General features: G+C 50.9%; 20 protein-coding genes and 2 pseudogenes. 9 read left to right on the top strand and 13 right to left on the bottom strand.

From position 1 onward, the window contains the following. Positions 1-14: 14 nt before the first annotated feature. The 6 genes and pseudogenes from ACVB80_RS07260 to ACVB80_RS07285 form a co-directional block, all read right to left on the bottom strand. Positions 15-956 (bottom strand): TAXI family TRAP transporter solute-binding subunit, encoded by a 942-nt coding sequence (locus ACVB80_RS07260; RefSeq protein WP_481080613.1) that lies wholly within the window; start codon positions 954-956, stop codon positions 15-17. Between the two features lie 42 nt (positions 957-998). Continuing rightward, positions 999-1,145 (bottom strand): hypothetical protein, encoded by a 147-nt coding sequence (locus ACVB80_RS07265; protein ID WP_481080614.1) that lies wholly within the window; start codon positions 1,143-1,145, stop codon positions 999-1,001. A gap of 17 nt (positions 1,146-1,162) precedes the next feature. Next, positions 1,163-1,933, bottom strand: a complete 771-nt coding sequence (locus ACVB80_RS07270; RefSeq protein WP_481080615.1) for a hypothetical protein — start codon at positions 1,931-1,933, stop codon at positions 1,163-1,165. 263 nt (positions 1,934-2,196) lie between these two features. After that, a pseudogene (locus ACVB80_RS07275) lies at positions 2,197-5,073 on the bottom strand (chitinase C-terminal domain-containing protein); the annotation flags it as partial. 90 nt (positions 5,074-5,163) lie between these two features. Further along, positions 5,164-5,637: pseudogene (locus tag ACVB80_RS07280) on the bottom strand (Ig-like domain-containing protein); the annotation flags it as partial. 274 nt (positions 5,638-5,911) lie between these two features. Then, positions 5,912-6,604, bottom strand: a complete 693-nt coding sequence (locus ACVB80_RS07285) for an aspartate/glutamate racemase family protein (protein ID WP_481080616.1) — start codon at positions 6,602-6,604, stop codon at positions 5,912-5,914. Positions 6,605-6,898: 294 nt separating this feature from the next. Here ACVB80_RS07285 and ACVB80_RS07290 point away from each other — a divergent pair, with 294 nt between their 5' ends. Then, positions 6,899-7,762 carry a hypothetical protein gene (locus tag ACVB80_RS07290; protein WP_481080617.1) on the top strand — a complete coding sequence of 288 codons (864 nt, stop codon included), beginning with the start codon at positions 6,899-6,901 and terminating at the stop codon, positions 7,760-7,762. Positions 7,763-7,874: 112 nt separating this feature from the next. Here the strand turns inward: ACVB80_RS07290 and ACVB80_RS07295 are convergent, their stop codons facing one another. Together ACVB80_RS07295 and ACVB80_RS07300 are read right to left on the bottom strand one after the other, a co-directional pair. Beyond that, the gene (locus ACVB80_RS07295; RefSeq protein ID WP_481080618.1) at positions 7,875-8,447 is read right to left on the bottom strand and encodes an outer membrane beta-barrel protein; all 573 of its coding nucleotides are present in this window, start codon (positions 8,445-8,447) and stop codon (positions 7,875-7,877) included. A gap of 363 nt (positions 8,448-8,810) precedes the next feature. Further along, positions 8,811-10,682: a methyl-accepting chemotaxis protein gene (locus ACVB80_RS07300; RefSeq protein ID WP_481080619.1), complete on the bottom strand. Its 1,872-nt coding sequence runs from the start codon at positions 10,680-10,682 to the stop codon at positions 8,811-8,813. A gap of 531 nt (positions 10,683-11,213) precedes the next feature. Here ACVB80_RS07300 and ACVB80_RS07305 point away from each other — a divergent pair. From ACVB80_RS07305 to ACVB80_RS07325, 5 genes are all read left to right on the top strand, one after another. Beyond that, positions 11,214-12,509, top strand: coding sequence for a rhodanese-like domain-containing protein (locus tag ACVB80_RS07305; protein WP_481080620.1), 1,296 nt, complete (start codon positions 11,214-11,216; stop codon positions 12,507-12,509). A 172-nt stretch (positions 12,510-12,681) separates the two neighbouring features. Further along, entirely contained in the window at positions 12,682-14,184 is a 1,503-nt protein-coding gene (gene zwf / locus ACVB80_RS07310; RefSeq protein ID WP_481080774.1) for a glucose-6-phosphate dehydrogenase, read from the top strand. Continuing rightward, positions 14,181-14,912, top strand: a complete 732-nt coding sequence (gene pgl, locus ACVB80_RS07315; RefSeq protein ID WP_481080621.1) for a 6-phosphogluconolactonase — start codon at positions 14,181-14,183, stop codon at positions 14,910-14,912. The genes zwf and pgl overlap by 4 nt, the downstream gene beginning before the upstream one ends. A gap of 39 nt (positions 14,913-14,951) precedes the next feature. Then, positions 14,952-16,400, top strand: a complete 1,449-nt coding sequence (gene gnd / locus ACVB80_RS07320; protein WP_481080622.1) for a decarboxylating NADP(+)-dependent phosphogluconate dehydrogenase — start codon at positions 14,952-14,954, stop codon at positions 16,398-16,400. A 230-nt stretch (positions 16,401-16,630) separates the two neighbouring features. Further along, entirely contained in the window at positions 16,631-17,380 is a 750-nt protein-coding gene (locus ACVB80_RS07325) for a DNA/RNA non-specific endonuclease (RefSeq protein ID WP_481080623.1), read from the top strand. A 72-nt stretch (positions 17,381-17,452) separates the two neighbouring features. Here the strand turns inward: ACVB80_RS07325 and ACVB80_RS07330 are convergent, their stop codons facing one another. Next, positions 17,453-17,749, bottom strand: a complete 297-nt coding sequence (locus ACVB80_RS07330) for a Dabb family protein (RefSeq protein WP_481080624.1) — start codon at positions 17,747-17,749, stop codon at positions 17,453-17,455. 231 nt (positions 17,750-17,980) lie between these two features. Between ACVB80_RS07330 and pnuC the strand changes: the two genes are divergently transcribed. From pnuC to ACVB80_RS07345, 3 genes are all read left to right on the top strand, one after another. Continuing rightward, a complete protein-coding gene (gene pnuC, locus ACVB80_RS07335; protein WP_481080625.1) occupies positions 17,981-18,712 on the top strand; it encodes a nicotinamide riboside transporter PnuC in 732 nt (243 codons plus the stop codon). A gap of 9 nt (positions 18,713-18,721) precedes the next feature. After that, positions 18,722-19,453, top strand: coding sequence for a nucleoside phosphorylase (locus ACVB80_RS07340; RefSeq protein ID WP_481080626.1), 732 nt, complete (start codon positions 18,722-18,724; stop codon positions 19,451-19,453). Positions 19,454-19,579: 126 nt separating this feature from the next. Beyond that, the gene (locus ACVB80_RS07345; RefSeq protein ID WP_481080627.1) at positions 19,580-20,260 is read left to right on the top strand and encodes a Crp/Fnr family transcriptional regulator; all 681 of its coding nucleotides are present in this window, start codon (positions 19,580-19,582) and stop codon (positions 20,258-20,260) included. Positions 20,261-20,579: 319 nt separating this feature from the next. On the opposite strand, the gene ACVB80_RS07350 is transcribed toward ACVB80_RS07345, so the two are convergent. The 4 genes from ACVB80_RS07350 to ACVB80_RS07365 form a co-directional block, all read right to left on the bottom strand. Next, entirely contained in the window at positions 20,580-22,136 is a 1,557-nt protein-coding gene (locus ACVB80_RS07350) for a hypothetical protein (protein ID WP_481080628.1), read from the bottom strand. A gap of 400 nt (positions 22,137-22,536) precedes the next feature. Beyond that, on the bottom strand, positions 22,537-22,815 hold the full coding sequence (locus tag ACVB80_RS07355; protein WP_481080629.1) for a type II toxin-antitoxin system RelE/ParE family toxin: 279 nt from the start codon (positions 22,813-22,815) through the stop codon (positions 22,537-22,539). Further along, the gene (locus ACVB80_RS07360) at positions 22,815-23,096 is read right to left on the bottom strand and encodes a type II toxin-antitoxin system RelB/DinJ family antitoxin (RefSeq protein ID WP_481080630.1); all 282 of its coding nucleotides are present in this window, start codon (positions 23,094-23,096) and stop codon (positions 22,815-22,817) included. Before ACVB80_RS07360 ends, ACVB80_RS07355 begins: the two co-directional genes overlap by 1 nt. A gap of 115 nt (positions 23,097-23,211) precedes the next feature. Next, positions 23,212-24,252, bottom strand: a complete 1,041-nt coding sequence (locus tag ACVB80_RS07365; RefSeq protein WP_481080631.1) for a GGDEF domain-containing protein — start codon at positions 24,250-24,252, stop codon at positions 23,212-23,214. Between the last annotated feature and the right edge of the window lie 5 nt (positions 24,253-24,257).

The following is a 24,257-nucleotide window of genomic DNA, read 5'->3' on the forward strand; positions in this document are numbered from 1 at the left end:
TCCCTCAGAGGGGGTTAGTTTAGTGGGAAGTAGCTCCAGTTGGTCATATCGCCACTATCCTGAAGTTCTATGACGCTGGTCCAGTTAGGATTGGTATCAGGATCATCGGCCAGATCTTCCAGGTTATCATCAATGCATTTAGCCAGGGCGATCATACCTCCGTTTCGCTGGGATTTACGGAATGCTTTCCCCAGCAGGTAAGCGCGGACACCAACGGTCTCAACCGTTTTTAGCTTTCCGTCTATTTCGTAGTTTGCCTGAGTTTTGGTGTAGAAAGGGCGACTGCTCAGAGATTCACCAGAGATACCGACCAGCATGTATTTCTTGGTTTTCAGCAGAGACTGAACCAGTTTGTCTGGCTGACCACCTACGATCAGAAGTGGTGCAACAGAACTTTGTGCCTGACTGGAGTTAATTGAAATAACATTCAGGTTAAGTCCCATAAAGTAGCTCATGGCTTTGGCGCTGACTTCCGCTCCACCGACAGCGCCGATAACCTGCCCTTTCAGGGAGTCAATAGAGATCTTTTTTGGTCCGTCATCATTCATCCAGCTTTTGAACTTTGCGGTAAGACTGCTATTTCCTTTGGGTTTGTAACCTTTTGGGATCAGAAGGTGGAATGTTTCAGAGTGCAGACCACTGATGATCTTAAGACGATTTGAATTGACACGTTTTGGATCCTGAGTTTTGTAAAATTGCAGTACGTCTTCCTGAATGATACCGGCAGAAAACTCTTTATTGTTCATGCCTGTCAGATTTGATACTGAGCCGCTCGAAGGCATGATTTCGATGCCTGTTCCATCAGGTAATGTGTCTTCGCAGTACGTTTTTATGTCTTCTGACATTGAGTAGTAGTTGCCAGTTTCACTTCCGGTGCCCAGCCTTATGTCTGAGGCATACGTGGTAGCTGACGCCAGTATGGAACACAGGATAAGTGGTATGTATGCTTGTTTCATGAATTTCCCTTTCTTTCTTGCTTACTTATTGCTGAGCTGTAATTATCCAAATGGATTTTCTTCAATTTCATGAACCTGAGTGCCTGACGATGACTCGCCGTTGAGAAATGCGTAGCCCCCGACCAGAATGACCAGAGCAAATAAGACACCCAGTACTATTTTCATAGCTTTTGTTGATTTAGTAACCATTTCTGATTTTTCCTCTGTTAGTATTCATCATCAGCCAGCATGTCACGGGCGCTGTTTTCTACTGAAATCAGTGATTCATTAAAGTCAGTTTCAATTTGTGAAAATGCCTCTAGTGACAGAGTTTCGTCCAGTTTCAGATCTCCGGATTCTGCAAACATTGACATAGCCGCACTTGCTGTTGAAGCAAACTCTTCCATGTCTTTGTATTCTTTCACTTTTTCCTCAAACGCTTTATTGGCTCTGGCAGCGTTGTCAACTTTAGTGATTACCTGCTGGTAGGCTGCGTTAACGCGGTTGTACAGCTCGAGTTTCTTTTCGTAAATGGGCTTACCTTTGTTTGCCGGATTAATCTGATTTCTCAGCTTCTCAACGGTTGCTCCCATTTGATTTCGGGCACTTCTTGCGGCTTCAAGGCGTGTTTGATTGGTGATGACCTGATTGTTCAGCTGAGCCACCGCATTTTTACGGGCCTCTTTTACCATCATGTTCAGCTGGAGATTTTTGGTTTTTTGTTTAACCAGAGGGTCGAGAGCATGGAAAAGCCGGTGCCCCCAGTAAAGTACGATTGATGTGATTACCAGGACTACCAGAGCAAAAGCGCCGGTAATAATGTTCAGAGCAAAAACAGACAGGATAATCAGGCAGAAGAAGACCAGCCCGACAAAAATGATATTTCGTGGGGTGACGGAAATAGGGGCATTTTTATATTCCTCTATTCTGGCCAGATCCTGCTTGTTTCGGCTCAGAATAGAAGAGAAAGATTGTGTATTAACGGTAGTTTCAATCATTAAGTAGTTCCTTCACCAAATGACAGGTATTGAAATGCAGAAAGTCATATAACCGCTGGCCTGGTGATTAATAAAACGGCAAACACGGGAAATGCGGGATTACTCACTCAGCTCCATACTTAGGTATGAGGTATTGATATGATGGCGGTAACAGTTTGTTTTAATGATATATTTGTATGTTCGTACCAGAAATTACTTATGACTGAACGGGGTGTTCACATAAAAAAAAGGCCCGGTTTCCCGGGCCAACATCTGAGCAAGGATCAGATTTTACATACTGCTTCCCAGGTGGTGTCGCTGCCTGGTTCGGTGTTGGTCCACCATTTGGCCTGGTAGACGATGCCGTTGTGGATCATCTGGTCACCGCCGTTGGCATGGCTTGGTTTACCGGCCCAGTCAACCTGAGGGAAGTCGGGGTAGGTGTTGATACCTTCAGTGGACTCACATTTTGGCAGGTCTCCGCCCTCGTTGCCGCCGTTGCTGATGTCACCAATCGGCAGTTCCGGATGCTCGAACTTAAGCGCGTAGTCCACACCGCCGACGGTTACCGTGTAGTTCGCCGGGCCGGTGATTGGCAGGTAGTAAACCAGATCCAGCTGGTAGCTCTCACCGGTAGCCAGGTCCTGCCAGGAAGGCAGACTGAACGCAGCGCGGTGCATGGTACCGTCAAGGCCGCCGATATTGTTGTCGCGGCTGTGACCGGAGGAGATGACCTCCAGTCCTGCGCCGGACTGATCTTTGGCGTTATCCGGGGTGGATACCGGAATATCAAACTGGAACTGTGTGCCGCCTTTGAGCGTTACGCCGGTGTTGTTGGTGATGGTCAGTTTCGGGTTGATCGGGTAGTTCTGATCGCCCACTTTAAAGCCATCAACTTTCACCGTTATATCCAGCGCTTCTGCCGGGACTCCGGAAACGGCAATCTTGTTGCCATACGGCGCAGCGGTTTTGAACTTGTCGTAAATGGCTTTGGTCATGGTGTTACCCATGTAGTATTCGCCATTGCCGCTGGTACAGGCCTGCTCGGTCGGGTCGACGGTGGTTCGGTTGCCCTGAGCGTCAAGCTGGTAACAGGCATAGTCACCGGCCAGCTCCCAGAACATGATGCCGCCGATCTCTTTATCGATCACGTAGCTGGATTTCACGTCAATGGAGGCTTTGTCTTCCATCGACAGGAATACCTTCTTCTCGTCATTCCAAAGCCAAGGTGCTACAGCTACATCGTCGTAGTGGCGGGTGTAAGTACCGACTAACTTATCTGCCGGGTCTTTGGACGGGTCGAGGCCGAATGCGGATGCGTAAGAACCCCATATGCCGTTTTGCAGGTTCTTGGCATGCCAGACCGGGTTAGAACCGGCACCCATTTCGTTGCCATTGGCGTCCAGGTCATGCCACATATTGTCGATACCCATGGCACCATTACCGCAGTTGTTCTTCTCACCGATGCCGGTACCCGGAGGGCACCGGGACTGATCCGGCAGTGCAGCACGGCCCCACAGACCATTCTCACCACCACTGACGCCCTGCCAGCCACGGGTGTAGTAAGGTACACCAATGTTGATCCGGCCTGCCGGCATAGAGCCGCGGAAGTAGTGATACGCCCAGTCGGTATTGAGGTAACCAATACCGCCGTACTGTTCGGTGGTGTAGACGCTCCACTGTGCCAGCTCTGAGTCTTTGCCGGTGTCATAGAGGGCTGCGTTGTGGCCGACGTGGTCATTCCATGCGCCGTGCAGGTCGTAAGTCATGATATTGACGTAGTCCAGGTATTTGGTGACCGACATGGTCTCCATACCACGCAGCAGATAGCCTGATGAAGGCGCAGCGATAGTCAGCATATAGTGATGACCATCCTGGGCACTGGCCGCATCGAGTTTCTCACGCAGTACGCGCATCAGCTCGTGGTAAGAGGCCATCAGGTAAGGGCGGCGCGGGTCAGAGAACGCCAGATCATCCGGGTGACCGGAACCGCTCATCGAGCTTGGGTACTCGTAGTCAATATCCAGGCCGTCAAACTGGTAGGTACGCATCATCTCAACTGCGGAGTTGGCAAAGGTTTCGATGCCCTGGTGGTTGATGCTGCCGTCTGCGTTGGTGGTCATGGTGTAGAAACCACCATCGGCAACACGGTCGCCGTTCTCATCAAAGTGACCGCCAGTTTCTGCCCAGCCGCCGATGGAGATCAGGGTCTTAACGTCGTGTTTTTTCTTCGCTGTTGCAAGTGCACCGAAGTGGCCTTTAAAGCCAAGCGCCGGGTCGACTTCTACCCCAGGCCAGGTTTTGCCGACCGCCGGGTTTTCAGGGTCGTTTACATTACCGATATTTACTTTGCCGTCAGAGCCGATACTGACAAAGGCATAGTTGATGTGGGTCAGCTGTTCCCATGGAATGTCTTTGACCAGGTAGGAAGCCTGAGGATCGTCCCCGGCGCGCCAGCTGGTGAAGTAACCGATCACCCGGCGTGGGTGGTCTGCGCCCATTTTCTCACGGCCGTCCTGGTCGTAGATGGTGCAGTAGGGTACATCGATACCTGAAGTCTGGTACAGGCCGTCCGGGCGACAGTTACTGGTAACCGGTTCGCCTTTGACTGTCAGGGTTTGTACGGTTGAATCACTGCTTCCGCCTTTGTTGTCGGTAGCTTTGGCATAAACAGCCAGGCTGCCGGTGCGGGTAGTGGTGTACTCAAGCTGATAAGGTTCGCTGGTTGCGGTGCCCACTTTGGTGCCTGCAACAAAGAACTCGACTTTGGCGATGGTACCATCGCTGTCTGATGCATTTGCGCTCAGGGTAACCGGTTTGCCCAGCTCCACTTCAGAGGCAGAAAGGGTCAGATCCACCGTTGGCAGCTCGTTATCCGGCTGTGATGCTTCAACGTTAATGGTCACGCTATCGATGGTGCTCGCTGCGTCCTTATCATCAATGGCTTTCACGCCGATGGTGTGAGAGCCCTGAGCAGCGGTCCAGTTATGCTGATACGGTTCGCTGGTGGCACTGCCAACCAGAACCTGATCCACGTAAAACTCAACCCTGGCGATGGTGCCATCACTGTCGCTGGCATTTGCAGATATGGTGACAGTGTCACCTTGCTTGAAAGTATCTGATGCCGAAGGGGAGGTCAGGTCCACCTGAGGTGCCTGGTTGTCTGGCTGCTGGGCATCAACGGTAATTGCTGCGGTTGCTTCCTGGCTTACCAGTCCCTTGTCATCGTACGCTTTGGTGCTGATGGTATGGCTGCCTTCAGCCGCAGTCCAGCTTGTGTTGTACGGTGCATTGGTGATGGTGGCGATAAGGCTGCCATCAACAAAGAACTCAACTTTGGCAATGCTGCCATCGCTGTCCGAAGCGCTGGCGGCGATCTGCACGCTGTCTCCGGCGGTAAAGGTGTCACCGGATGCCGGTGAAGTCAGTGAGACTGTCGGGGGCTGGTTGTCGTCTCCGCCATTCTGACAGGTGTCGAGTTTGGTCCACGGCTTGCCGTGCCATTGTCCTTCGCCGTAGTTTTGGTCCGGAGACTGGTTCTGTGTCCAGTGTGATGCCTCGTAAGCGACATTGCTCTGCTGCACCTGGTCGCCGCCGTTGTAAACTGCGTTGCTGTCCCACTCGTTCATGCCTGAACAATCGATGGCGGCATAGCTGTTAAACGCCATCATGCACGAAGCGCTGAGCAGACTGAGTGAAAATACACGTCTGGTCTTAGTGTCCATTTTGTGTTCCTTGTTTATCACTGCTTAATCTTATAAATCAATTGGTTTGGCCGGTTTGATGAAAATTCATCGGGCAAAATAAGAGTAAGAGAAAGGCGTTTTTTTTCAGCAGGCGCAAATGGAAAGTGGCATCTTTATTCCAGATTGGAGGCGGAATTTTGCATTTTAAGGAACCAGTCTCTGATTTTGGTATGGTGTGCGGAATCCTGTTTTGAGGCTGGAAATAAGACTGGATGGCAGGCCATTGAGAGCTGACCTGCCAGGATAGGTGGGGCTAAGCGCAGGCCAGTTCAACAGCAGCCATGGAATGGATGGCAGTGGTGTCATACAGCCGGACTTCTGTATCCTTCTGACCGACCAGCAGGGCGATTTCAGTGCAGCCCAGGATCACAGCCTGTGCGCCTTCTGCTGCGAGCTGGTCAATGATGGCGAGATACTGTTCCCGTGAGCTGTCACGGATCTGCCCGAGACAAAGCTCCTGATAAATCACATCATGAACGGTCTGGCGAGCGTTACTGTCAGGAACCACCACCTCAATACCAAATTTATCCGTCAGACGGTTTTTGTAGAACTCCTGCTCCATGGTAAAGCGGGTGCCGAGCAGGCCAACTTTACCAATGCCGTCTTTCACCAGCTGCTGCGCAGTGGCATCAGCAATGTGCAGCAGGGGAACGGAGATTTGCGCCTGAATTTGATCCGCGACCTTGTGCATGGTGTTGGTGCAAATCATCACAAAATCTGCGCCAGCGGCTTCAACGCCTTTGGCGGCGTTCGCCAGAATCTGCCCGGTTTTCTCCCACTCCTCCTGATGCTGCAGGGCTTCAATTTCGGCAAAATCGACGCTCCAGAGACAGATCTTTGCCGAGTGCAGGCCGCCCAGTTTCGCTTTGACACCTTCGTTCAGGGCCTGATAGTAGCTTTGTGTGGACTCCCAGCTCATCCCGCCGAGCATACCGATGGTTTTCATATTCGTTTCGCTCCTTTTTTGCTTCAGACTAAGCTGCCACAATAGCCATGGCTTGTACATTTTTGCGTTCAAAAGCTAAAAAAACAAAAAAAGCCCTACCAGGTGCAGTGAGTTTTATGCGGAGCTATGCTCTGTTGCATATCCCAATAACTTAATTAAAAACAAATGGTTAAATGTTTCGTTTTCCTGGTTTTGGATTTGTGTTTTTTTGTTTGTTGCTTAACTTCAGGCCGGACGGAAAACTTGGCCGCAGTATTTGCACGATGTTGTGCCAGATTTTGTATAGGAAAGCGAATGAAACGTTTAGCGGTATGTGGCCTGATTGGTCTTTCTCTGATTTTACAGGGGTGTTCAAGACACGTTATTAACCAGTCTGAGCTGGCTGAGGTGAAGCGAGTGGCCGTCGTCATGTATTCGGTGCCGGAAACCATCGTCCGGGACGTACGCGACCCTGAAGAGATTTCCGGAGACAAACAGTCCGGCACTTTCGACGCGTTTGCGATGGCGGGAGAGCTGCTTGACGGAACGGCGAAGAAAGCGGTCAACATGTTTGATTCTACATCGCATATTCAGAAGGAAATCAATGGTACCGAGGCTGCGAACATTTCGCTGGCCGCCATGATCAATGAGATGAGCTCAGAGACTGGCTGGGACTTTGCTACTCCGGATGAGGTGGCCTCTAATGAGCGTTACCAGACACTCAGCTCTAAGCTGGCTCATTCAAAAGAAATGAAGATGGAACTGGCCGTCCGTCGTTCAGCGGGCGTACCGACCGGATACATCAACCTTGGCCTGCCACATGGTCATGGTGAAGTAATTGGCTACCAGGAGAGCACTGAGTTTAAAACCTGGGCAAGTAAAGTAGCGCGGGCTCTGAATGTTGACGCGGTTATCGTTGCCAGTGATACCGGCTATGCGACAGACGGCAAGTCACTAATCCGTGGCGGTGGCTGTATTACCAAATCAGCAATGCACTTTGCGATGTTCAACGTAAACGGTGAACAGATTGCAGATACCCGTGTCAGCTTTGATGAAGCGCCTCAAATTGAGCAGTCAGGCTGTGTAAGTGGCAGCTTCTACAAAACAGATTACAAAGGTGCTCTGGTTGAACATGGCCGTGAACAGGCAAAACAGATTGTTGCTCAGCTGAACAAGTAACGGCTGTAATACAAAAAATTGGGAACAGACAAAAAGCGATGACTCTCAGGTCATCGCTTTTTTTTTTGAAATGCTGTTGTTTGCGGAGGACGTTTAACCTGCCCCCCCGAATCTAAAACCGGTACCCAACCATCCCGCTGATATTGGTCTCAGTGACTTCATTGCTCAGTTCGGACGCTTCCAGGTTAGCCTGAGTCCATCGTACTCCCAGCATGTAATCAGATACCATCAGGTCTGCACCGGCGCCCCATTTCATGCCGTAGGCTTTGATGTGGTCAGTGTCGCCTGGTAGCTGTGCTTTCAGTGCCAGGTGGCTGTATCCGCCGATGGCATACGCGCTGACGGACATGCTGTCGCCCAGATCAAAACGCTTACCACCCAGCAGGTAGCCGTTGATGGTGTGGCTCTCATCTACGGTTATAAGGGTACTTTGCTGATACTGGCCGGTAACGCTGTTGTTGATCAGGCCGTATTCAAACTCACCACCAACAAACCAGTTTTTTTCACTGTAATTGCGCCCGCCGAACAGCAGCGAGTATTGTGAACCTTTGTCACCTTCCAGCTCATGATAAGTGTACCCGGCACTGATATAGATATCCTGGCCACCGTAATAGCCGTCTTTGTGCTCATTTGCCATGACACTCAGGGAAACCACTGCAAGTAATGCGATAGGATTTATTTTCATAGTCTTGTCTCCGTCGCTGATAAATTAACCATAGGACAGGATCCGGGTCTTCTCCAACGGCAGAGTCCGGGGGACAGGCGGGTGAAATCTTGTTTAACGGATGAACAAGGCAGTAGTGAACCGGGTGCCGGATCCGGGTGGGATCCGCATCAGACGGACGATCGCAGGCCTGGCCGCCTGAGTATGCAGTAGGTATGGAAGTTATTGATATTTCGATCGGATTTTTGAGAAACTCAATGCAAGTCAGAAGATTACATAAACAAACATTCACAGCTTGATGGGCTTCAAAGATTGGAATATTGATGGATTTAAGATCTTTACAGCCCGCAAGGAAGATCTTTGCGGGCTGTTGATCGGGTCAGGTTAAACGATGAAGCGGCTGAGGATGCCGTCGTGTTGCCTGATTTGCTCCTGCTGCTGCTCTACTGTGCTTAAAGACTCATTGGCCAGGGTAGAAACCTCGGTTGAGAGATCTTTGATCTGCAGCGTGCTGGTATTGATTTCATCAGCGACGTGGCTTTGTTCCTGAGCGGCGGTGGCGATCTGCATGTTCATTTCATTGATCACGCTGATGCTCTCTTTAATCCGTGCCAGCGCTTCACTTGCCTGTGAAGAATCGGCGACGGCCACAGAAGCCATGCTCGCGCTTTCCTGCATCACTTTGGTCACGCTTTCGGCACCAGCCTGAAGCTGAGCGATCATTTCCTGGATCTCTTCGGTCGATTGCTGAGTCCGGCTGGCCAGGTTGCGAACCTCATCTGCCACAACTGCAAACCCACGGCCGCTTTCACCGGCGCGGGCAGCTTCAATCGCAGCGTTAAGTGCCAGCAGGTTGGTTTGTTCGGCAATGCCGCTGATAACCTGCAGGATGTTTTCGATGTTGTTGCTCGCGGCTTCCAGCGCGTTTACTTCTTCCACTGCATCTGAAATTCGTTCCGCCAGCTGGTTGATGGAATGCTGGGTGTTGGTCACCACAGTGTTACCTTCTTCAGTTGCGGTGTCGGCAACGTTGGCAGAGTCAGAGGCTGACTGGGCACTGTTGGCCACATCAGAAGCGGTCACAGACATCTCATGCATCGCAGTGGCCAGCATTTCAAGCTGCTCCATCTGCTTATTCATCGCCTGAGCGGACTGACCGGCACCATTGGACATTTGCTCGTTGTTGGCTTTGATATCGGTTCCGATCTCCTGCAGCTGTTTGATCATGCTCTGCAGCGAAGAGGTAAAGTGGTTAAAGCCGCCCGCAAGCTCGGCAAACTCCTGGTCAGAGTCGGTAGACAGACGCTGGGTCAGGTCGCCTTCACCGCTGGCTACGTCATTGATCGCCTGGTTTAGGTCATTAAGCGGTCTGAGCAGACGGATGGTCACCATGGTCACAATAACAAAGCTGAGGATCACAGCCAGCAGCCCGACAAAGATACTGGCGTTTTTAATCGACGTCAGTTCGGCGTAAGCGACTTCCTCATCGATCACAACACCAACGCTCCAGCCCTGTTTTCCGGCTTTAGCTATTTCGATGATGTGTGGCTGGCCGTTGATGTCCAGTACCTGTCTGGCAGCGTTCTGGGCAATACCCGGGAAGGCTTCGCTCAGCTTCTTGCCATTGAGCTCAGCGTTCGGGTGTGCAACGATGGTGCCGTCACCACTGAAGACCACGCCGTAGCCATTGCCGACCAGTTTGATTTCATTCACTTCGTCCGCAAGGCCTTTCAGGCTCACGTCCGCAAACAGGCTACCGACAAAACTGCCGCTCTCTTTGACCGGAGCGGTAACAGAGACCACCATTTCTTTGGTGAAGTCATCAAAATAAGGTTCGGTAACGCCGTACTGTCCGCTGTCCCTGGCGGAGGTAAACCATGGGCGCGTGCGGGAATCGTAATCAGACTCGGGTACCCAGCCCGGATCGTTCTCTACCAGCGAGCCATCCGACTGATAGCCCATACCGACTACGATGAACTCGCTCTGGATGGTTTTGGTGTTCAGTACCTTGCTGACATGGTCCTGGTCTGTGGGAGCAACTTCAACGATATCGGTGATGGTTTTCATCAGTGATTCGTTTTTCTCCAGCTCAGATTCTACTGCCAGCCGGGATTCATCGAGTGCAAGCTTTAGGTTCTCCTCAATGCTCTTTTGAGCGTAATCGGAGATGGACAAATACTGGTAAACAGACAGGCACCCAACCGCACCGATAAGGCACAGGGATGAGGCGAGTACCACTTTGCTTCTGAATTTCATGTGAACTCCGCAATTTTTGTTATACAGGCGGGCGAGGGGTATGAGCACTTTGGAATATCTGTAAATACGCCCTTGTTTTACAGAGCATTTATTAAGCAGAACATACTGGTTTAAAGATAAATATCAACATCATGTCTGTATGAAGCATAAGGCATCAGCCCGAATTAAATTGCAAGCTCAGTCGCACTTTCCGTGCGCAGCGCCACGCTTTGCCGCTAAACATGCATGTAATTTGTAAAGATATCCAATTTTCCGATATGTCGGTTCTTTGTACAAAGTCACAAATGGCCTTGTCATATAAGGGCTGAGTCGATTCCCCTGGCCGAAAGCGAAATGTCATCCTTATTCACTATTGAGAACTAAAATAATGCAGGTAATGCCATTTGGTTATAAAACACCGTGTTTTGATATGGTACCTGTCCAGAATGGTTCCGGGAGACTATAATCGGCGTCCGGTTCAGCACGCATATCACACAGTACCTTCTTGTGAGCATTATTAGCTGACCCGGATTTAATCAAAAGGAACCGAAAGTGAGAAACACCTTAACCGCCGCTGCAGCTATTGTGGCAAGCCTGTTTGCGTCTGCCTCAGCAGGAGCCGTGACATTTGAAGACCTTAAACAGTCCGGTGATGCAGCAGTGCAGGTCATAGACTGCCGTGACAGCAATTATTTTAATGGCTGGCCCGAACCCGGGGAGAAAGAGGGCGGTCACCTGCCTGGTGCGCTGAACTTCTCTGCCCGCTGGCTTGATGCTATGGAAGCAGGAGAGTTGAGCCGGTGGGTTGAAAAACAGTCACTTTCACATGCCAGGTCTGTGTGGTTGTATGGCAGCGAAGCAGAAACACAGAGAGTGAAACAGTCACTTTCCGGGCTTGGTTTTACGGATGTTCAGGTCATTGATGCGCCGCTGAGCGAATACACCGGTGAGCTTTCATATCTGGCCAATTACTCAAAGCTGGTTTCGGCAGAGTGGCTGAACCGTCTTCAGAAAGGCGAGCAGGTCAGCCAGGCTCCACAGGCGCAATATCGGGTGGTGGAAGTCGCCTATGGTCCTCCGGTGAAATACCTGATCGGTCACATTCCCGGTGCGTTGTATCTCAATACCAATGACCTGGAGTCTGAGCCGCACTGGAACCGGGTTTCTCCAGAGCGTCTTGAGCAGACCTTTCTTGGCCTGGGCATCACCACAGAGACGCCGGTGATCCTTTACGGGCGAGATACCATGGCGGCAGCGCGTGCTGCAAATCTGATGATGTACGCAGGGGTGAAAGATGTACGCCTGCTCAATGGTGGCTATGGTGAATGGCAGGCAAGGGGCTACCCGACAGAAGTATTGCTGAACACCGCCGCTCCGGAAAAACACTTTGGTACGCAGCTGCCTGCAAAGCCTGAGCTGGTAATGGATGTTCCGGGTGCCAAAGCGCTGCTGGCCGATCCACAGGGCAGTTCGCTGGTAAGCATCCGAAGCTGGGCAGAGTACACGGGTGAAACCAGTGGCTACGGCTACATCAAACCCAAAGGCCGCATTGCCGGAGCCCGCTGGGGCCACGGCGGCAGTGATTCATACAGCATGCAGGATTTCCAGAATCCGGACGGCACTATGGTGAGCGCCCAAACCATCACGGATTTCTGGGCAGACTGGAACATCACCAGGGATCAAAACGTTTCATTCTACTGCGGTACTGGCTGGCGCGCGTCAGAAGCGTTTTTCTACGCCTACGTGATGGGCTGGCCGAAGATCAGCGTGTTTGATGGCGGCTGGTATGAATGGAGTAAGGATCCTGTGAACCCGGTGGCGAGCGGTGAGATTGCTGCACCGATGTAATGAGTTTCAGGGGGCTGTTGAACAGCCCCTTTTTGTTACTTGTTTTTTCCTGTCTGATAGGCCCCGTCTATCAACATAATAGGTACTGCCAGTTTTCTATTCCTGCGCCCGGTTGATAGTGTGGTCCGGCAAAGGGGCAGATGATAAGCCCCTCCTTTCAAAGGAAAAGATGATGGTAATACCAGATAACAGCAGCATCGTGATTTTTGGTGCTTCCGGTGATCTTACCTGCCGTAAGCTGATGCCTGCCCTGTACCAGTTGTATGTGAATAAACAGCTGCCGGAGCGCTTTGCCATTTTGGGTGTCAGCCGCACCGCTCATACTGACCTGTCATACCGTGAGAAGCTGAGTGAATGGCTTGCTCAGGAGCAGGGAGGAGACCCGGACTCGCTCAGCGCATTTCTCTCAAATGTTCACTATCAGCCGGTGGATACCTCAGACAGCCAGGACTACAGCAGGCTTGCTGCCCGTCTGGATCAGCTGGCCGGGCAGTACCATTTCGAGCGTCGCGACACGCTTTTCTACCTCGCCACACCACCAAGCCTGTATGGCGTGATCCCGGCAAGCCTGGCTGCGCACGGTCTCAGCAGTGAAGAAGATGGCTGGAAACGACTGATCATTGAAAAACCGTTTGGCTATGATCTGGCATCCGCTCAGGCGCTGGATAAAGAGATCCACGAACACTTCGATGAGCATCAGATCTATCGTATCGACCACTATCTGGGTAAAGAAACCGTCCAGAACCTGCTGGTGCTTCGTTTCTCCAATGCCATGTTTGAGCCGCTGTGGAACCGCAACTTCATCGACTATGTAGAGATCACCGGTGCAGAGTTTCTGGGTGTGGAAGAGCGGGGCGGTTATTACGATGGCTCCGGCGCGGTGCGGGATATGTTTCAGAATCACCTGCTCCAGGTTCTGGCGATGGTGGCGATGGAGCCGCCGGGTCAGATTAATGCTGACGCTATCCGTGATGAAGTGGTCAAGGTGCTCGAATGTCTCAAGCCGCTTGATGAAAACGCGCTGCGCAACGACCTGGTGCTGGGCCAGTACACCGCTTCCTGTGTTCGTGGTGACTGTCTGCCCGGTTACCGGGAAGAGAAAGGCGTGGCGGAAAATTCACGTACTGAGACCTATATCGGCCTGAAAGCCGGGATCAATAACTGGCGCTGGAATGGGGTACCGTTCTACATCCGCACCGGTAAACGTCTTCCAACCCGGGTGACCGAAGTGGTCATTCACTTTAAGCAGACGCCGCATCCGGTATTTGGCCAGAACGCGCCGGAGAACAAACTCATCATCCGTATTCAGCCGGATGAAGGTATCCAGATGAGCTTTGGTCTCAAAGAGCCGGGCGCAGGTTTTAACGCCAAGGAAGTGAAGATGAACTTCCACTACGCCGACCTGAAAGAAACGCAGATGCTCACGGCTTACGAGCGCCTGCTGCTCGATGCGCTGTACGGTGACGCAACCCTGTTTGCCCGAAGCGATGCGGTGGAAGCCTGCTGGAAGTACGTTCAGCCGATCCTGGATTTCAAGCAGGATCCACAGGCCCTGTTCGGTTACGCCTGCGGCACCTGGGGGCCCAAAGAGTCGGACGATCTGCTGGAGCGCGATAGCCGCGCGTGGCGATTCCCGTGTAAGAACCTGACCGATACGGACTACTGCGAACTATGATCAATCACAAAATATACAACACGCCCGAGCAGGTAGTCGAAAGCCTGGCGGGTGACATCAAATTGCTCAGTGAATCAGGCCAGCCGGTTCATATCTCCCTGTCCGGGGGCAGCACGCCCAAAATGTTGTTTAAGCTGCTGGCAGAAGATGAGTGGGCCACCACAATCCGGTGGCAGAACCTGCACTTCTGGTGGGGGGATGAGCGCTGTGTCGCGCCGGATGACGCCCAAAGTAACTTCGGTGAAGCGAATACGCTGCTGTTCCGCCAGCTGCGTGATAAAGGGATAACTCTGCCTGCTGAGAACATTCACCGCATCCGGGGGGAAGCAGAACCTGAGGCCGAAGCAGAGCGCTTTGCCAAAGAGATGCTGATGCAAATCCCGGCCGAAAACGGCGTGCCGGTGTTTGACTGGATTCTGCTGGGTGTTGGACCAGACGGGCACACGGCTTCGCTCTTTCCGGGGCAGACCGATTACAGCGATACCTCCCTGTCGGTGGTCGCCGCACATCCTGAATCCGGTCAGCTGCGGGTATCCAAAACGGCGCGGGTACTGGAAGCGGCAAAACGCATCACGTACCTGGTCCTTGGAGCTGGAAAGGCAGAGATCGTAGAAGAGATAAGCCAAACGCCTGTCAGTGAGCTCCCATATCCGGCAGCCAGAATTGCCTCAAAAACCGGCACTACCGAGTGGTATTTAGATTCAGACGCGGCGGCGAAAATCGCGTAACGCGGCCGCCCGTCAAAAGAGATTATTTGGAGAAGAACAATGAAAGGTGATATCGGTGTAATCGGCCTTGCCGTTATGGGCCAGAACCTTATCCTCAACATGAATGACCACGGTTTTAAAGTGGTCGCGCACAACCGCACCGCTGCCAAAGTGGACGAGTTCCTGCAGGGGCCGGCCAAAGGCACCAACATCGTTGGCGCTTACAGCCTTGAAGAGCTGGTGGAGAAGCTGGAAACTCCGCGCAAAATCATGCTGATGGTGCGTGCCGGTGAGGTGGTCGATAAGTTTATCGATGCCCTGGTGCCGCTGCTGGATAAAGGCGATATCATTATCGACGGTGGTAACACCAACTACCCGGATACCAACCGCCGCGTGGCTGCGCTGCGTGAGCTGGGCATTCACTTTATTGGCAGTGGTGTTTCCGGCGGTGAAGAGGGTGCGCGTTTTGGCCCGTCTATCATGCCGGGTGGCTCGGCTGAGACCTGGGAAGCGGTGAAGCCGATTTTCCAGGGCATCTCTGCCAAAACCGAAGCGGGCGAACCGTGTTGTGACTGGGTAGGTAATGACGGTTCAGGCCACTTTGTGAAAATGGTGCACAACGGCATCGAATATGGCGACATGCAGCTTATAACTGAAGCCTATCAGTTTATGAAAGATGGCCTTGGCATGTCTGCCGATGAGATGCAGCAGGTGTTTGCGCAGTGGAATGAAACTGAGCTCAACAGTTATCTGGTGGAGATCACCGCCGATATTCTTGGCTACAAAGACGAAGACGGCGAGCCGCTGGTGGAGAAAATCCTCGATACCGCAGGCCAGAAAGGTACCGGCAAATGGACCGGCATTAACGCGCTGGATCTCGGCATTCCGCTGACGCTTATCTCAGAATCTGTTTTCTCCCGCTGCCTCTCTGCACTTAAAGAGCAGCGTGTGGAAGCGGAAAAGCTGTTTGGCAAAACCATCACCCCGGTTGAGGGCGACAAACAGGAGTGGGTCGATGCCCTGCGTCAGGCGCTGCTGGCGGCCAAAATTATCTCGTATGCTCAGGGCTTTATGCTGATGCGCGAAGCTTCAGAGCAGAACGGCTGGGATCTGAACTATGGCAACGTGGCCCTGATGTGGCGCGGCGGCTGCATTATCCGCAGCGCGTTTCTGAGCAATATCCGTGATGCGTTTGAGAACAATCCTGAGCTGGCGTTCCTCGGCTCGGATGATTACTTCAAAGGCATACTGCAAAACAGCCTGGCGGCGTGGCGTAAGGTTGCGGCTAAATCGCTGGAATCCGGCATCCCGATGCCTGGCACCATTTCGGCCCTGACTTTCCTGGATGGCTATACCACAGCCCGCCTTCCTGCGAACCTGCTGCAGGCCCAGCGTGACTACTTTGGCGCGCATACTTACGAGCGTATAGACCGCGAGCGGGGCGAGTTCTTCCACACCAACTGGACCGGTACAGGCGGGAATACGGCGTCAACGACTTATGATGTGTAAGACACCTGCACAATGAAACAAACGGGGCGCCCAATGGCACCCCGTTTTCCTTCCCGGTAATTAAGCGTTCAATTGTTTATCTCTTATGTTGCGTTTTCGCTACCGTTCTCAGGGTGAAGAATATTTACTCTAATACCTTATGCCATACTGATTATCCTGTGACTGCTCTCACGTCACTGTTGATATAAATGTTTATTTTCATTGCTTTACCCAACCAACGAGAAACAGCAATGAAAAAAACACTCTTACTTACCCTTGGTTTGCTTGCTTCCGTTTCTGTCTACGCTCAGACGTGTGGACAGCATCTGGAGAAAGGCCTTCCTTCCTACAACAGCGATCAGGTTCTGTGCCGTGACGGCTATGCGGTGGGCTATAACTACGAGAAGAAAAACGCCGACTGGGTGGCTTATCACCTGACCAAAGAGAGCGTGAACGCGTACTACAAACGCAGCAACAGCTTTAAAGCCGATGCCGAGCTGCCGGCTTACGCTCAGTCCACCCTGGAAGATTACAGCAACTCAGGTTACGACCGTGGGCACCTGGCACCATCAGCGGCGATGGATTTCACCAAAGAGTCTATGCAGCAGAGCTTCCTTTTAAGCAACATGTCTCCTCAGCTGCCTGGCTTTAACCGCAATGGCTGGCGTCTGCTGGAAGAGCACGTACGTGATCTCGCGAACACCTACAACGAGCTGTATGTGGTAACCGGCCCAATCTACACAGGTAATGAAGGCGTGATTGGCAACAATGTAGTGATCCCGTCTGCGTTCTACAAAGTGATTATGGATCCGGCTTACGATGAAGCGATCGCGTTTATCGTGCCGCACCGCGACGTATCCGGCAGTGAACTGGCGGGCTTTGTAACCACGATTGATGAAGTAGAGCGCCAGACCGGACTGGACTTCTTTGACCTGATTTCTGACTCCACCGAGAGCAGCATGGAATCGCAGCTGTGGGAAATGTGGCCGGTGAATGAATAACCGGGACTGAACGCTTTCGGATTTGAATTAACAGGGTGCCCATGGTGGCACCCTTGTTCGTTTGCAGTTTGGTTACAGCGTGTAATCAAACACAATAATGTCTTCCAGCAGCGGCCTGAACACCTGCTTCAGGGCATCGTGCTCAGGGTGGGGAAGATAGTTCTGACGGCCCGCCTCATCTTCAAACGTCATCAGTACGCAGTGGGTATAATCTTTATTCTTCCCTTCAGGGCTGTCATTGAGCCCCCATTCAACCGAGACTACCCCTTCAACTTTCTCCGGCATCGCTTCAAACAGGCTTCGGAGCTTATTGATTTCTGGCTGCGGGGCAGAGTCTTTGAACTTGATGAGTAAGATATGTCTGATCATGGTTTCTTCCGGGTTGAAAACGGCATCCACTCAGGTTGGTTGCCTGAGTCAAAGAGGCCCATTGAAGCAAAAATACCAGAGATTGGAAATCATCAGTTTGTACTTGTTTGGTCAGGTATTGATCTGATTTATGATCGGGTACATTCGAAGGGGGACAAATGTCCTCCTTAAGTATTGCTGTCACGTCCTAAGATGAGCGCATTCAAAACATAATTAATAAAGGACACATTTATGGACCTCTTTGCCCTGCTTGATATAAACAATACCCTGGTGAACATCCCGATTGGGGATGGCTACGCGATGAGCTGGATTGAAGCATTTGGTACAGTGTTTGGCCTGCTTTGTATCTGGTTTGCCAGCCAGGAAAAAACCATTAACTACCTGTTCGGATTACTGAATGTCACCCTGTTTGCCGTCATCTTTTTCCAGATTCAGTTATACGGACTGCTGCTTCTTCAGCTGTTTTTCTTCTGTGCCAACATCTACGGCTGGTACGCGTGGACAAGGCCAAACGCCGAGGGTGAAACCCTGGAAGTCCGCTGGCTGAACAAACAGAAACTGGTTCTGACCGGCTCTGTAAGCCTGGTGGCAATTGCGCTTCTGACCATGTATATCGACCCGTTCTTCCTGGCGCTGGCGAACATCGCAGTGGATACGATGAACGTGTTTGGCGCAGGCCTGGCTGAACCTGTACTGGAACCCGATGCGTTCCCGTTCTGGGATGCCACTATGACGGTACTGTCCGTTGTTGCCCAAATCCTGATGACCCGTAAGTACGTGGAAAACTGGATCCTGTGGGTAGTGATTAACGTTATCAGTGTGGGCATTTACGCCACTCAGGGCGTGTACGCGATGTCGGTTCAGTACGCCATCCTGATGTTCATTGCTGCCAACGGTACCCGTGAATGGGCCCGCACCGCGAAACGCAACGGTGGCCAGCCACTTGCAGAAGCAACAGCGTAAGGGACACTCATGGCTAAGCAACCACATATTGGCGTTGATGAAACCCAGATCGCTTCATTGGTTATTGTGTGCGGGGAGCCTGACCGCGCCAATCGTATCGCAAACCTGTTTGATGAGTCCGAACTGGTCTCGGAAAACCGTGAATACCGGGTCTTCACCGGACGCTATAACGGCCGGGCAGTCTCAGTATGCAGCACCGGGATCGGCGCGCCCTCGATGATTATCGCGGTGGAAGAGCTGAAACAGTGCGGCGTTACCCATATTGTACGTGTCGGCTCAGCCGGGGCGATGCAGGCAGGGATTGGCCTTGGCGAGCTGATTGTGGCAGAAGGCGCAGTCCGGGATGAAGGCGGCTCCAAAGCGTACGTCGAGCCTTCTTATCCGGCTTATGCGAGCTTTTCACTGCTCAAAGCGCTGGATGAGTATCTGTCTGGCCAGTCTGCTCCTTATCATTCCGGTGTTGTGCGTTCTCATGACAGCTTTTATACCGATGATGAAGACGCGATTTGCCGCTACTGGAACAGCAAAGGCATACTCGGCGCGGATATGGAAACCTCAGCCCTGCTGGCCGTGGGCAGACTCCGTGGCGTGGAAGTGGCTTCTGTTCTCAACAACGTCGTGCTCTATCAGCAGGACGTAAAAGAGGGCGTAGGCCAGTATGTGGATGAAGCCCAGGCAATGATGGCGGGCGAGAAGCTGGCCTCACTCGCGGCGCTGGAGGCTCTGACAGCGCAGGCATAGTGAATTGCCAGCATTGGGAACAGTGACAAAAGCGGCAGGAAACTGTCGCTTTTTTTGTTGGGTTTTCACCCAGGCGGGCAGGGGGTACAATCAGCCCGGAAGAACAGGCACAGTGGAGAATGGCTTATGAGGATCAGTCCTTACCCGGGCGGACGTTTTAAAACGCAACTTGAGCAGAAAAGCGTTGAGTTTCGTGAGCTTATCTATCAGTGCCAGGTGCATACCCGCTACTTTGACAAAAATGAAGTCATCCTGCGCCAGGGCGAGCAACTGCAATACATCTATGTGGTGCCGGTAGGCCGGGTTTCCATGAGCATTCTGGCCGCCAATGGCCGCCGCTTTCAGCTCGGTGAAGCCAACTGTGACTACCATATCTACGGTGAAATGGAGTTCTTCACCCAAACCCCATGCCAGTGGAATGTGGTCGCAGACGAACACATGCAGGTAGACGTCATCTGCATCCAGAAACTCACCGAAGCCCTGCTGCACAAACCTGAAATGATGCTCTTTTTCGCCTCAGGCCTGGCAGAAGACTACCAGGACTCCATGGACATCTATACCAACCGCCTGCTTCACCCCATCACCTACAACATCGCCTGGGACCTGCTGGTCCAGAAGCAAACCAACACCCTGCTGGGTGGATTCGATAAAGTAAACCAGGAAGCAGAACGCTTCGGCACATCCGGCCGGGTATACCGCCGTGCGGTCAAAGAACTGATGGACAAAGGCCTGATCCGCAAAGGAGAACAGGGGCTGGAGATAGTGGATGAGCAGGCGTTGCGGGCGTTTGTTGAGGGATATGAGTAAGGGGGAGCGCTTAAGCTGCTTTTGCCTCAAAGTTCACCAAATCCTTGTTCCCACGCTCCAGCGTGGGAATACATACCGGACACAAAGCACGCACTGTGGCTCGAAGAAAATGGGGGAAGTTTGGAAATGTACACAGGAGCAGTTCCTCCCCTTGGCAAGGGGAGGTTAGGAGGGGTTCCGCAGCGATCTTTTATCGATGTGGGTGCTTTTGATGTGAGTGAAAGATGACTTATATCAATCAGTTATCTGGGTGGCAAAAGTAAAGACCTGACCCTCATCGACTTGGTGTTCTTAGCTACTGAAGCTGCTCTCCAATGTTTTAGTTTTGGTTAGCTGGCTCTGGCTTGCTTTGTTCTTTCTTCGTTTCATTGGGAGTGAGAACAGCATTGATCTTTTTATCTTCAGATTCAAGGATAGCTTTCGCCTTGTTATCTAAGTGTGTTGCCAGCGCCGAAAAGCCTGGGACGCGCGACAACTTAGTAACTGAGTCGGCTAGTTTGCTGCTCTTATCAAGCGCATCCATAAGCGGGTGATCGCTTTTATTGTAATCAGAAATGAGTTTTCCAGGGTTTTCTGAATTGACATCGACCAAGTTATATAGAAGTTTGGTTCGTAGCTCTTTTGTTATTTCTTGATTTGGCGTGTCTTCTATTTGCTTTGACAGTCCCTCAAACGTCTTACTCAAAACACCCTTGTGTGTGTACTCCTCGATTAATCGTTTTGATAGTTTGTATTTTTTGTTTGCAGAATATGCCAGCCAAAGTACAGGAGCGTACAAGGGAAGCATGTATGGCGTAAGTGATTTAATTCTTTCAACAATCTCGGCAAATTCAATAGTAGCAGATCCTGAGCCTTGGTAAAAATATGTAATAAAGATAGGCAGTAATGAAACCGTAATCAGCATAAAAATAGCATTTTTGAAGCTTCTGTCATGTCGCTCCAGTTCAGCGCTTTCAGCATGGACTTTCTTGTCGTAAGCAGTTGCTAGGCCAGCCGTTAATGCAGCGGGAAGTAACTTATTGATCCGTTCTAAAGCATCGTCATGTTGCTCTCGACAAGAGTCTATGTATCCTTCAAACTTTGAAGTACAGTCTTGCTCGATTCTTTCTACATTTTGAGCTAGTTCGTCGGCAAGTTTTGTATTCGTTTCGTAGTAACGCTTTAGTTCACCCTCGATCTTTTTATAGCTTTCATCCAGTGTTTCGACTTTTCCTTTTACCCTAATTGGCTCATCATCTTCATCTAAATCATCAGTGTCATATCCGAATATTTCATCATAAGCAGTTCGTATTTCATTGCGATCTTTGACTGCTGAAGCTCGAAGATTTTTTAAAGTACCAAGGAGCTGCTGCGACTCGTCATTGCTTTCGGAAATTGACTGAATGTCGGCTTCTAATGCTTCTTTGCGAGATAGTAGCTCATCAAGTTCATTGATGTGACTGTCTGCAGACTCAATTCGTTGCGTTACTGAATCATTGTGCGCAAGAATGGCGTTGTTTAAATCTGCTAGTGTGGTTGAGTAGTCTTGGACTTGACTTTGCAACTCGTCGGCAGACTCAGAGATGCTACGTATTGAGCCAATATCTTTTTTTGCTTCTTCTAGGTAGCTCTTCAGTTCATTTGTTCGAGTCTTAATGCGGGTTTTTAAAGTTGTAACGGCTCGTGATGTGTTTTCGAGCTCTTTATAGTGTTCGGGCGCGGATTTTCGTAGGCTGTTAATCTTAGACTGTAGCTTTTTGTACTCATCTGCTAAGGCTATGTTCTCTTTAGCTTGAGATTCAAGCTTACTTTGAAGGTCTCTTACTCCTTCCCATAGGAATTCTTTTTCTCGATGTAACTCTTTCATCACATCATTTTTAACACCGAATATATCCATAGTATTTATGTGCCTTTTGTTCACCTAACCCAAATCTACACTGATGATTCATCCAGTACAAGGGCCGTAATTAAAATGCACTAGAATGCTTATTGTCAAGATAGTATAACTTCATGGTATTGTGTCATGTGATGTGGTTATTTATGTATTATTAATTCATTGTATTTAGTTTCTACAAAAAGGTTTGAATTCTTAGTACCAACCCCTCCCAACCTCCCCTTGGCGGATAATCCAGAGTCTAAAAAACACTTTGGGATCAGGTCTTGAGTCTTGCCAGCAAGAAACAAGATCTGTCCTTAGTTGTACCCTCTATTTGTTTTCCAAGTTACATCATGGGCTTAAGGTTGCTGATGAGCTGGCGTTGCGGGCGATAGTTAATGGGTATGAGCAGGGAGGAAGGTCAATCCACCGGAAATCTCTGCTTCTGGTGCAGTACGCGCATGATGCGAATGATGTCGCCTTCTGCCCAGTAGGACACAATCATTGAGATCTCAGGAATAATGAGCAGTCGCCCCCGGATTCCGTCTCTTTTCACTCCCATCAGTGGCTGTTCTGACAGATTTTCAACTTTCGCTTCGATGATTTCATCAGTTTTATCTGCAACATCTGGGTTGAAGTCGTACAGAAACTCATAAATCTTTTCGCGATCGTTTAGAGATTCCTCTTCCCATAAAATCATTACTTTCCCCGATTCCGGATTCTGGCTTTGCGTTCTTCCATGCGTGATTTGGCAGATTCATGGTCAACAAAAACGGCTTTTCCTGAGTCAAATTTCTCAAAAGCCTGGTTTACCTGTTCAGTCAGCCACGTATCGTGAGACAGTGCCTTTCTTTGTTGTTCTGCCAGTTGCTCAGTCAGTTCACGGCAGGCATCACTTAACGTTCTGCCCTGGCTCTCTGCCATTTGTTGAGCCAGTCGTTTCGTCTCTTCATCAACACGAAACTGAATTCTGGTGTCCATGATGTGCTCCATATCTTGCGTGTGTACAAATGTTAGCACGGGGTTGGAAGTTGGGCAATTAACAGGCGATTATGGATTCAGGTAATGTGCTCCCGCGATTTCCGAACAAGTCCACCTAAGACGCCGCTTCACCTAACTCCTGACACACGTTCGTTTGCCCCTTGCACTGCTTAGAAGCCCGCTTCACCGCATACATATCATTATCAGCCTGTTGCAGCAGTGCATCCGGTGAGAGATAGCTTGCTGGGCCCGTTTGTGCATAGCCAATACTCAAAGAAAGGGTGCTTTCTCTTTTGCGCAGTTCACTTGCCAGGCGTTGTTCACAAATGCTTCGGGCCTGCTGCCTGGTGCAGTTTGGAAAAATCATCACAAACTCGTCGCCACCGTAACGGAAAATGTGATCTTTTTGCCGGGTCGCGTACTTAATCGCTTTTGCCACGGTAATGAGGATCTCATTACCACGCTGGTGGCCATGAGTGTCGTTGATGACTTTAAAATCGTTCACATCAATATAGATAACCGTCAATGGTTCTGAGCGTTGTTTGGCCTGTTCCAGTGCGTCGCTGAGGGTGTCGAACAAGGTTCGGACATTCAGCAGCCCGGTTAACGGATCTCTGGTGGCCATGTTGTGCAGGCGGCGAACGACAGACTCACGTTTACGTTCGTAAGCATGGGCCATTGCCCAGATAACCGCCGTACAGGCGCCATAGTTTGTCAGCGCGACCCAACTAATATTGGGGTCCTGTTGCCAGATCCGCCAGGCTAAAGCGCCAAGGCCGCTCAGGCTGCAGATAAAGGAGACCGCCATACCGGGTTTTCGGCCGAGCAAAAGGTAGGAAAGAACAGGAAAGACAAATATCCAGGAAAATAACCCGACGCGAAAATCAGTGATAAGAAACGGATAAAAAACCAGACCAAATGAGGAGAGTAAATAACACAGTGACCAGAGTTGTAGTTTAGGCGTTTTCTTAACCACTCTCAGTATGTAAACCCATAGCAGGACGGACGCGGCCTGCACCAGGCCATAGCCTGGCCACAGTACTAGGTTGAGCAGGCTAAAGCCGGTTGTCGCAACAATGGTGACAATCAGTACGACGTACAGTACTGAGCGGCGGGATTCAATCTCATCTGGCAGCGGCGTTGAATGCTCTTTCACTTTGT

This window comes from Vibrio sp. 9-16B-A1, from assembly GCF_056726165.1.

Bases quoted from the DNA above. Each gene is read 5' to 3' on its own strand.
- ACVB80_RS07260 (WP_481080613.1), bottom strand. From the start codon at position 956: ATGAAACAAGCATACATACCACTTATCCTGTGTTCCATACTGGCGTCA.
- ACVB80_RS07265 (WP_481080614.1), bottom strand. From the start codon at position 1,145: ATGGTTACTAAATCAACAAAAGCTATGAAAATAGTACTGGGTGTCTTA.
- ACVB80_RS07270 (WP_481080615.1), bottom strand. From the start codon at position 1,933: ATGATTGAAACTACCGTTAATACACAATCTTTCTCTTCTATTCTGAGC.
- ACVB80_RS07285 (WP_481080616.1), bottom strand. From the start codon at position 6,604: ATGAAAACCATCGGTATGCTCGGCGGGATGAGCTGGGAGTCCACACAA.
- ACVB80_RS07290 (WP_481080617.1), top strand. From the start codon at position 6,899: ATGAAACGTTTAGCGGTATGTGGCCTGATTGGTCTTTCTCTGATTTTA.
- ACVB80_RS07295 (WP_481080618.1), bottom strand. From the start codon at position 8,447: ATGAAAATAAATCCTATCGCATTACTTGCAGTGGTTTCCCTGAGTGTC.
- ACVB80_RS07300 (WP_481080619.1), bottom strand. From the start codon at position 10,682: ATGAAATTCAGAAGCAAAGTGGTACTCGCCTCATCCCTGTGCCTTATC.
- zwf (WP_481080774.1), top strand. From the start codon at position 12,682: ATGGTAATACCAGATAACAGCAGCATCGTGATTTTTGGTGCTTCCGGT.
- pgl (WP_481080621.1), top strand. From the start codon at position 14,181: ATGATCAATCACAAAATATACAACACGCCCGAGCAGGTAGTCGAAAGC.
- gnd (WP_481080622.1), top strand. From the start codon at position 14,952: ATGAAAGGTGATATCGGTGTAATCGGCCTTGCCGTTATGGGCCAGAAC.
- ACVB80_RS07325 (WP_481080623.1), top strand. From the start codon at position 16,631: ATGAAAAAAACACTCTTACTTACCCTTGGTTTGCTTGCTTCCGTTTCT.
- ACVB80_RS07330 (WP_481080624.1), bottom strand. From the start codon at position 17,749: ATGATCAGACATATCTTACTCATCAAGTTCAAAGACTCTGCCCCGCAG.
- pnuC (WP_481080625.1), top strand. From the start codon at position 17,981: ATGGACCTCTTTGCCCTGCTTGATATAAACAATACCCTGGTGAACATC.
- ACVB80_RS07340 (WP_481080626.1), top strand. From the start codon at position 18,722: ATGGCTAAGCAACCACATATTGGCGTTGATGAAACCCAGATCGCTTCA.
- ACVB80_RS07345 (WP_481080627.1), top strand. From the start codon at position 19,580: ATGAGGATCAGTCCTTACCCGGGCGGACGTTTTAAAACGCAACTTGAG.
- ACVB80_RS07350 (WP_481080628.1), bottom strand. From the start codon at position 22,136: ATGGATATATTCGGTGTTAAAAATGATGTGATGAAAGAGTTACATCGA.
- ACVB80_RS07355 (WP_481080629.1), bottom strand. From the start codon at position 22,815: ATGATTTTATGGGAAGAGGAATCTCTAAACGATCGCGAAAAGATTTAT.
- ACVB80_RS07360 (WP_481080630.1), bottom strand. From the start codon at position 23,096: ATGGACACCAGAATTCAGTTTCGTGTTGATGAAGAGACGAAACGACTG.